The sequence below is a fragment of the Phenylobacterium sp. genome (assembly GCF_031360265.1).
Taxonomy (GTDB): Bacteria; Pseudomonadota; Alphaproteobacteria; order Caulobacterales; family Caulobacteraceae; genus Phenylobacterium.
Genome location: NZ_JANMBF010000111.1, coordinates 1 through 6,323, shown reverse-complemented (window position 1 = coordinate 6,323; position 6,323 = coordinate 1). Strand labels below are relative to the sequence as shown.

Genomic DNA, 6,323 nt, shown 5'->3' with positions numbered 1-6,323 from the left:
GAAGGGCAAGACCTTCGTCGACAAGCAGCCCTCGCTCACGCTCTACCTGCCGCTCATCGCCAAGCTGTTCCCGCGCGCCAAGATCATCCTGGCGCGGCGGGATCCTCGCGACGTCGTCCTGAGCTGCTTTCGCCGGGGCTTCAACATGAACCGGACGATCTACGAATTCACCGACCTTGAACGCCTCTCGACCTACTACAGCGCCGTTATGGGCCTGGCTGAGATCTTCTCCGCAAAGCTGCCGCTGGCCTTCCACGTCCACACCCACGAGGCGATGATCGCCGATTTCGACGGCGAGATCGCCCGGCTTTGCGCCGCCATAGGCGTTGAGTTCGATGACAACATGCGCAATTTCGTGGAGACCGCGCGGGGGCGGGACATCCGCACGCCCAGCGCGCGCCAGGTCGTCAAGGGGATGAATGCGTCCGGGGTCGGCTATTGGCGCAACTACGCCAGGCAGCTGGAGCCGGTCGCGCCGATCCTCGCACCCTGGGTCGCCCGGTTCGGATACGCGTAGCGACGAAGCGAACGCCGCCCGCGTGCGGTGCGCCGGCGGGCGCCGATAGCCGCGGACCGACCGCGTCGGACAATGCGGCCGGCGGAGGGGTTTTCGGCAGCGCGCGGCTCAAAACAGAACGGCGAGCGGACCGGGGTCCGCTCGCCGCTGTCTTCAGTCTGGATTGACGTCGAAATCTAGAATTCGGCGGTCATGCTCACAAAGACGTTGCGGCCCAGGACGTCGTAGATCTGCGGGAAGGTATTGCCGTTACCCCCGCCGAAGGCCCCGGTGTTGACCGAGTCCCCGCGGGGCGGATCCTGGTCGAACATGTTGTTGACGCCGGCGCGCAGGGTCAGGTTGGTCCGCATCTTCCAGGCCGCGCTGAGGTCGAAGTAGTTCACCGCCTCGGTCTTCGCATCGATGGTGTCGATGATGCCCGTCGAGAGGAAGGCGTTCTTCGTGTTGCCCTCGAACTTGGTGGCGCCGACATAGCGCCAGGTCAGGGTCGCATTGACGTCCCACGGCGTGGTCCAGGTCACCTTGGCCCGGTGGCGCCAGTAGGGGTTGGGGACGTTGCACTGCGGACCGTACAGGCCCGCACAGTCATAGGTGCCGCCGCCGGTGATCGGCTGGGTCACAAAGTGGGCGGTGTAGGTGCCGACCACGCTGAAGTTCAGGCCGCCCCATTCCGGCAGATGCCAGTCCGACAGCTGGGTGCGATAGTTCGCCGCAAAGTCGATGCCCTTGGTCTGCAGGAAGCCGGTGTTGGTGTTCCGGGCGTCAACAAAGCCCGAGCCGAACAGATCACCGGTGGTCGGGTCGCGGTGGATCGCCGAACAGAAGATCGGAGACCCTGTCGCCAGGCAGTTCTGCAGCGTCACCGCCGGTCCGCCCAGGCCGCCGACGATCAGGTCGCTGACCCGGATGTTGTAGTAGTCCACCGACATGGTGAGCGTCGGGAACCAGTGCGGCGTCAGCACGAAGCCATAGGTGTAGGTGTCGGCGGATTCCGGCCGAAGCGCGGTGTTGCCGCCCGACAGGGTGCCGCACTGCGAGGCGGGGCACGGATCGACGTTGCCGTACTGTGCCGCAGTCACGCCGCTGAGCTGGCAGGCGGCCAGGGACTTGGCGGGGGTAGGACCGCCGCAGGGGTCGATGCCGTTGAACAGGTTCTGAACCTGCGGCGTGAACAGGTCATTGACGTTCGGGGCGCGGACAGCGCGGTTGTAGCTGTAGCGGAACCGGATGTCCTCGGTCGGCGAATATTCAATGGCCGCCTTGTAGGTGTTGGTATTGATGCCGGTGTTGTAGGCCGAGTAACGGTAACCGGTCTCCAAGGTCAGGGACTTGATCCAGGGCATGTCCTGGATCAGCGGGGCGCGAGCCTCGCCGAACAGTTCGTAGACATCGAACGATCCGGAATTGCTCTTGCTCTGGCTGCCGCCGGACAGGTCGCCGATCGTATATTCGTTGTCGACGTTGTAGTTCAGGTTCTCACGACGATATTCGGCGCCGAGCGCGACGCCGAGCCCATCCTTCGCCCAGGGGCTGGTGATGCCGTATTTGCCGAGGTCGCCGGTCACCGAGGCGCTGGCGATCTGTTCGACGGTGGTGCCGTTGCGCAGGCCGGGCGTCAGCACATAGTTGTACGCCGCCTGGGAGATGCCGGCGCCCAGAGCCTTGAACAGGTTCAGCGGGACGCAGTCGCCGCCGGACAGGCACTTGCCGGTGACCGGATCGACCAGCAGGGCCTTCTGGATCTTGGCCAGGGAGGTATAGCCGCTCTGGGTGTCCTGATAGGAGGCCGTGCCGTACTGCAGGTAGGCGTCGTAGCGCCACGCCGGTCCCAGATCGCCGCGCAGGCCGAAGTTCAACCGGTAGCTCGAGTGGGTGTAGGCGTCCGTCCGGGGAACCGCGCCGAAGCGGTAGCCCGCCAGAACCCGTCCGAGGGCGGGGGTCCCGGCCGCCGCGCCGCAGAGCGCGGTCTGCTGGGAAGCCGACATCAGGGGGTTGTTGCAGTTGATCTCGAAATAGCTCTGGCCGACCACGGCGCCGGTTCCGGCGAACAGGCCGCTGGGGGCGTATTGCGCGCGCGAACGGTCATCGGCGAACATGAACTCGGAATAGAGTTGCATCTGCGAGTTCAGGTCGTAGTGGGCGAAATAACCGGCGTTGTAGCGATCATCCTGCCGCTGGATGTAGCTGAGGGTGTTGAAGTTGTAGCCGAACGAGCCCTGGGACGGGACAAAGGTGCTGGTGCCGTCCGGATTGTCGGCGAAGTTCTTCGTGGTGTTCGGCGGCGCGACGCCCGGCGCGGGGAGGAACTTGAACTTGCCGTAGGCGCCGTTGGACGAGCCGAAGCACTTGTAGCTGTCGTAGGCCGAATTGACCGACGTCGGACCCGGCTGGGAATAGAGGCCGCAGGCGGCGAAGTCCCGGGTCGATTGCGTCACCGGCTGCGCGTTGAAATAGGTCGCGTAGATGGTGATGTTGCCCTTGCCGTTGTCGAAGTTGTTGCCCATGACCGCCGAGAACGAGGTCTGGCCGCCGTCATGGCGCGTACCGGGAACCTTGTAGTTGCCAGCCCGCAGGGCGTCCTGGGCCACATTGTCCTGCTGGTTGTGCATGTTGAAGCTGTATTGAGCGTCGAAGCGAAGACCTTCGAAATTGTTCACCATCATGAAGTTGACGACGCCGGCCACGGCGTCGGCGCCATAGACGGCCGAAGCGCCGCCGGTCACCACGTCGATCCGATCGACGAGGGCCGCCGGGATGGTGTTCAGGTCGGCCACGGGCAGGTTGGGCACCGACTGCGGGTCGCCCGGCTGCAGGCGGCGGCCGTTGACCAGCACCAGCGTCCGCGTCGGGCCAAGGCCGCGCAGATCGATCGTCGCCGTGCCGTTGGAATTGATCGACTGGCCAAGGTTCTGTCCGCCGACCACCTGCGGCAGGGAGTTGGTCAGGGTGTCGATCGTCGCCGTGCCGGCGACCTTCACATCCTCCTGGCTGACCGTCACCAGCGGGCTGACCGAGGTCAGGTTCGGCTGCGGGATGCGCGAGCCGGTGACGACGATTTCAGAGACATCGCTGCTGGCCGCGGCCGCAGCGGCGGCGGAAGCCTGGGTGGCGGACAGGCCCAGGAAGGCCATACCGCAGATCATCGAGGAGGCCATCAGGCGCTCCCGCGTGGAATTGATTTTCAAGGTCTATATCCTCCAGCGGTCCGCCTGACGGCAGGACCAGCTCCCCAACAATACGGTCCCAGAAGCGACATCTGCGTCGAAGTCGAGTCCGGTTACGTCGGAGTTACGAGGGTATCCAACTCAGGGTCAACGCTCATTGCGCGCCGGCAATGTTGCAGGCGCCAACCTGTCGCATTCTGGTCACAGATTGTGCGTCGAGCCCGGCCGGGACGCACTTTTCGCCCCCGGCGGCCGCTTTCTCGCCAAAGGTTCGCCTCGCCGAGAGGCGGTTAAGTCACCCTTGCCGGTCGATCTCCAGGCGGGGTCCCCGCAGCCCGGTCCGCTTCGACGGACGCCGACCCGCACCGTCCAAGTCGGGCCTCTATCGGTCCTTGGGGTCGATCGCGTCGCGCAGGCCGTCGCCGATGAAGTTGAAGCTCATCAGGGTGACCACCATCACCGCCGAGGGAAAGATCAGCAGCCAGGGGGCCAGTTCCATGTCCTGTGCGCCGTGGGCGATCAGGGTGCCAAGCGAGGCCATCGGCGGCTGGACCCCCAGGCCCAGGAAGCTGAGGAAGCTCTCCGCCAGGATAACCGCCGGGATGGTCAGGGTCACATAGACCACCACCGGCCCCAGGAGGTTCGGCACGATGTGGCGCGCGATGATGCCGCCCTGGCTGAGACCCGCCGCGCGGGCGGCCTCGACGAATTCCTTGTGCTTCAGCGTCAGGGTCTGGCCGCGCACGATCCGGCTCATGGTCAGCCACTCGACCGCCCCGATGGCCACGAAGATCAGGATGAAGTTCGACCCGAAGGTGACCATCAGGAGGATCACGAAGAAGATGAACGGCAACGAATAGAGCACGTCGACAAAGCGCATCATCACCTCGTCCAGCCGCCCGCCGACGAATCCCGCCGTGGCGCCCCAGGCGACCCCGATCACCAGCGAGACGAAGGTCGCCACCAGTCCGATGGCCAGCGAGACCCGAAGCCCCATCAGCAGCCGCGCCAGCAGGTCGCGGCCCAGCGCGTCCGTGCCGATCAGGTGGCCATGGGTCAGGGGCCCCAGCCAGACGTCGGTCTTGTTGACCTCGTCGTAGCCATAGGCCGTCAGATAGGGTCCGAAGATCGCCGCGCCGGTCAGCAGGGCCAGGACGATCATGCCGCCGACCGCGGCCCGGTTGCGCATCAGCCGGCGCCGCGCATCGTCCCACAGGCTGCGGCCCTTCAGCGCTGCGGTCTGCATACTGCGGGCGCCGTCGCGCGAACCGGGCACGAGAAACGAGGCGCTCATGCCAGTCGCACCCGGGGATCGAGCACCGCATAGAGCAGGTCGGCGATCAGGTTCAGCACCAGGATCAGGCCGGCGTAGAAGATCACCATGCCCATGACCACGGTGTAGTCGCGCTGCAGGGCGCTGATCACGAAGAACTTTCCCAGCCCCGGCAGGTTGAAGATCTTCTCCACCACCAGCGATCCTGTGATCAGCCCCGCGCACGCCGGGCCAAGGTAGCTGACCAGGGGCAGGATGGCCGCGCGCAGGGCGTGGCGGGTGACGATCCGATGCTCCGGCAACCCCTTGGCGCGCGCGGTGCGGACATAGTTGGAGTGCAGCACCTCGATCATCCCGGCCCGCGTCAGCCGAGAGATGATGGCGATCTGCGGCAGGGCCAGGACGGTGACCGGCATCACCAGATTGATCAGCGCCCCGTCGTTCCAGCCGGCGCTGGGCAGCCAGCCGAGCCTGGAGGCGAACGCCAGCACCAGCAAGGGCGCGGTGACGAAAGTCGGGATGCACACCCCCAGGACCGCCACGGTCATGACCCCATAATCCGCAGGCTGATTCTGGCGCAGCGCCGCCAGCACCCCAAGGCTGACCCCGATCACGCCCGCCAGGAGGATCGCCGAGAGCCCGAGCCGCAGGCTGACCAGGTAGTTCTGCGCAAGGATGTCGAGGACCGACTTGTCCTTGTATTTCAGCGACGGCCCGAGATCGCCATGCGCCACGCCGGCGAGGTAGCTCAGGTACTGCGCGCCGAGCGGCCGGTTCATCCCGTACTTGGCCAGCACGTTGCGCTCGATCTCCGGCGACAGCTTGCGGTCCATGTCGAAGGGATTGCCGGGCGCGGCGCGCATCATGAAGAAGGCCAGCGTCACCACCAGGAAGAGCGTCGGGATCGCGACCAGGAGGCGCCGGCCGATGAAGCTGAACATGAAGGGCAATGCGCCTTTGGATTTCGAGGCTTTTCAGGACCGGGCGTTGCGAAACTTTCACCGGCCCCCGATGATGTCAACGCAAGCTAGTGTGCTGGATCTGAAGTTCGCCTTCTTGAGGGATCAGGCTCTGAGCGAACTTCAGATCCAGGAAGCACACTAGGAAACAAAGGCTTGCTGGTGTCCTCATCGATTCCGAAGTTCGTCCGCACCGGCCTCAGGCGCCCGCGAACTTCGGAATCGGGACACTAGCGCCCCAGCCGAAAGACACCGATGAGCGACTTCCGACGCGTTACCGAGGATCTCTCCGTCGCCCCGCAGATCGGCGTCGCCGATGTGGCCGAGGCCGCCCGCCAGGGCTTCAGCCTGATCATCAACAACCGGCCCGACGGCGAGGAGCCGGGCCAGCCCACCGGCGCCGAGATCGC

At 65.5% G+C, this 6,323-nt stretch carries 6 protein-coding genes; 3 read left to right on the top strand and 3 right to left on the bottom strand.

Features of this window, described 5'->3' with window-relative positions; all coding sequences use genetic code 11:
* Positions 1-517 (top strand): sulfotransferase (locus RMN86_RS10290; protein ID WP_309605753.1); only part of this gene is annotated, 517 nt, incomplete at its 5' end.
* Positions 518-693: 176 nt separating this feature from the next.
* Here the strand turns inward: RMN86_RS10290 and RMN86_RS10285 are convergent.
* The 3 genes from RMN86_RS10285 to oppB all read right to left on the bottom strand — a co-directional run bounded on the left by RMN86_RS10285 (position 694) and on the right by oppB (position 5,895).
* Positions 694-3,702 (bottom strand): TonB-dependent receptor domain-containing protein, encoded by a 3,009-nt coding sequence (locus RMN86_RS10285; RefSeq protein WP_309605752.1) that lies wholly within the window; start codon positions 3,700-3,702, stop codon positions 694-696.
* Between the two features lie 361 nt (positions 3,703-4,063).
* Positions 4,064-4,975, bottom strand: coding sequence for an ABC transporter permease subunit (locus tag RMN86_RS10280; protein WP_309605751.1), 912 nt, complete (start codon positions 4,973-4,975; stop codon positions 4,064-4,066).
* A complete protein-coding gene (gene oppB, locus RMN86_RS10275) occupies positions 4,972-5,895 on the bottom strand; it encodes an oligopeptide ABC transporter permease OppB (RefSeq protein ID WP_309605750.1) in 924 nt (307 codons plus the stop codon). The genes RMN86_RS10280 and oppB overlap by 4 nt, the downstream gene beginning before the upstream one ends.
* Between oppB and RMN86_RS10270 the strand changes: the two genes are divergently transcribed.
* Both RMN86_RS10270 and RMN86_RS10265 read left to right on the top strand, forming a co-directional pair.
* Positions 5,882-6,058, top strand: coding sequence for a hypothetical protein (locus RMN86_RS10270; RefSeq protein WP_309605749.1), 177 nt, complete (start codon positions 5,882-5,884; stop codon positions 6,056-6,058). The two genes, oppB and RMN86_RS10270, sit on opposite strands and share 14 nt — an antisense overlap.
* 110 nt (positions 6,059-6,168) lie before the next feature.
* A partial coding sequence (locus tag RMN86_RS10265) for a beta-lactamase hydrolase domain-containing protein (RefSeq protein WP_309605754.1) occupies positions 6,169-6,323 on the top strand: 155 nt, incomplete at its 3' end.

What these genes read in the sequence shown, in the direction of transcription:
- RMN86_RS10280 (WP_309605751.1), bottom strand. Translation starts at nt 4,975, where the DNA reads ATGAGCGCCTCGTTTCTCGTGCCCGGTTCGCGCGACGGCGCCCGCAGT.
- RMN86_RS10270 (WP_309605749.1), top strand. Translation starts at nt 5,882, where the DNA reads ATGAAGCTGAACATGAAGGGCAATGCGCCTTTGGATTTCGAGGCTTTT.
- oppB (WP_309605750.1), bottom strand. Translation starts at nt 5,895, where the DNA reads ATGTTCAGCTTCATCGGCCGGCGCCTCCTGGTCGCGATCCCGACGCTC.